This window comes from Halorhodospira abdelmalekii (assembly GCF_016583625.1).
In the GTDB taxonomy this organism is placed as follows: domain Bacteria; phylum Pseudomonadota; class Gammaproteobacteria; order Nitrococcales; family Halorhodospiraceae; genus Halorhodospira; species Halorhodospira abdelmalekii.
Genome location: NZ_NRRN01000113.1, coordinates 1 through 1,864 on the forward strand (window position 1 = coordinate 1; position 1,864 = coordinate 1,864).

The following is a 1,864-nucleotide window of genomic DNA, read 5'->3' on the forward strand; positions in this document are numbered from 1 at the left end:
TTCCAAGCCGTGCGGTACGCAATCCCCTTCTGTTTCGCCCACGCGCTTAACTTGGTACTCTTCATGCGGAGAATATTGGCATAGACAAGCATGTTCGTCTATCTATTTTTGCAACTGTTTGAACCCCCGGGGATTAGAGAAGTCGAGCATGGCGGCACTGGCGCAGTGCGACTGGATCCGCCGCGCCCACAACCTCTGCATCACCGGCCCCACTGGCTGTGGCAAGACCTGGTTGGCCTGTGCGCTCGGCAATCAAGCATGCCGCCAGGGGCTCTCTGTACGCTACCTGCGTTTGCCGACGCTGTTTGAGCAGCTGCGCATCGCCCATGGTGACGGCTCCTATCCTCGTCTGATGAACCGGCTACTCAAGATGGATCTGCTGATCCTTGGCGACTGGGGGCTGCAGAAAGTGAGCGCCGCTCAGCGTCAGGATCTGATGGAGGTGATTGAGGAGCGCCACGGCCGGCGCTCCTCGCTGATCGCCAGTCAGCTCCCGATTGAGCATTGGCACGAGTACATCGGCGAGGCAACGCTCGCCGATGCCATTCTCGACCGCCTCCTGCACGGGGGCCACCGGCTCAAGCTCAGTGGTGAATCAATGCGCAAGCAGCAGTCCCAAGGCCACGCGGAGGCAGGGGACGGTGGCGCGATTTCGTACAATAGCGTTACTGCGTAACGGAAATGGCCATGTCAAACTACCCCACTCAGCCACCGTGCACCCGCCAGCAGCAGGCACCATCTGGGGCCGATGTATCGATGACCAGGAGAGGCTTGTATACGCCGGCAGGAGACTTTACCCCGGATCTACGACCGGTGACGGGCGCTTGGTCGGTTCGGATGTACCTTGCACAATGGTGTTACTGCGTAACGATGGTCGCCGTGTCAAAATCGACTCCCCAGCCACAGTACGGCCGCCCGAGGCCAGCGCATCGATGGCTTGGAGAGGCTGCGCGCACCGACAGGGGGGGAGGGGGTCACCCCGGGACCACAATCAACCGCGGATGCTCGGCCGATCCAGGAGTGGCCCTGCACAGCATCGTTACAGTGTAACGGAGATCGCCATGCTAAAGACCAACGCTCAACGCCAACGCGCTTACCGCCAACGTCATCTGAAGGAGTTTGATGATGACGTGGAGATGCTTGAACGCATCAACATGATGGCCCACCACGGAGCCAAGACCGGCCTCAAACGCCTAGCCCACTATTACGGCGTAACGCAGCGAGCCCTGCTGGAGCAGATCATTGATGAGGCTACGAACCGGGTGCTCAGCACCCTCGCTAGTGCGCAACAAGCTGACTTCTACGGCATGAAAATAACGTTACGCAGTAACGAAGGAGGTGGGTCTGCCACTACCAGTCACGGCCTGCTTAATTTGACTGATCGTGACCGACCGGAGTAGAAAAAGTACTCCAGTGTGGTGTCGGTGGGAACATCGGTCACAATCGCCGGAATGAGCACTTGCACGGCTCGGGCGCGGAGCCTTCTCGTCAACTCTGGCGGCGATGGCAGAGAGTCGATGGCCTGCTCAATGGCCAGTGGCGGATCGCCCATCTTGTCGATGCGATCCTCGCGCTCCTCGGCAGCAAAAAGGCTCTGTTTAACGGCCCCACCAAAAGAGTTGCGGTTATGCTTGCCCATGCCCTCGTCTCCGGTAGCTCATGCTGATGAATCCATTCTACGAGTCTGATCGGTCACGTCCAGAGACTATAGACACACAGTGGCCAGTTTTTAGAGGCCCCCCCAAGCACCGTGCAAAATATAGCGCTGGGGCGGATATTACGGATTCAGATTATAGTTAGACACTCAATCAACAAGAGCAAACAGAGTCCATGCTAGAAATTTACGTCAGCACCGATGTTGAAA

3 protein-coding genes are annotated in these 1,864 nt (G+C 58.0%); 2 read left to right on the forward strand and 1 reads right to left on the reverse strand.

What is annotated here, in order from left to right; translation table 11 throughout:
• Positions 1-118: 118 nt before the first annotated feature.
• Entirely contained in the window at positions 119-676 is a 558-nt protein-coding gene (gene istB / locus CKO15_RS13600; protein WP_274600164.1) for an IS21-like element helper ATPase IstB, read from the forward strand.
• Positions 677-1,061: 385 nt separating this feature from the next.
• Complete coding sequence (locus CKO15_RS13605; RefSeq protein WP_200197349.1) at positions 1,062-1,400, forward strand: hypothetical protein; 339 nt, start codon at positions 1,062-1,064, stop codon at positions 1,398-1,400.
• Here CKO15_RS13605 and CKO15_RS13610 read toward each other — a convergent pair.
• Positions 1,358-1,639 (reverse strand): hypothetical protein, encoded by a 282-nt coding sequence (locus CKO15_RS13610; RefSeq protein ID WP_200197351.1) that lies wholly within the window; start codon positions 1,637-1,639, stop codon positions 1,358-1,360. The genes CKO15_RS13605 and CKO15_RS13610 overlap by 43 nt on opposite strands.
• Between the last annotated feature and the right edge of the window lie 225 nt (positions 1,640-1,864).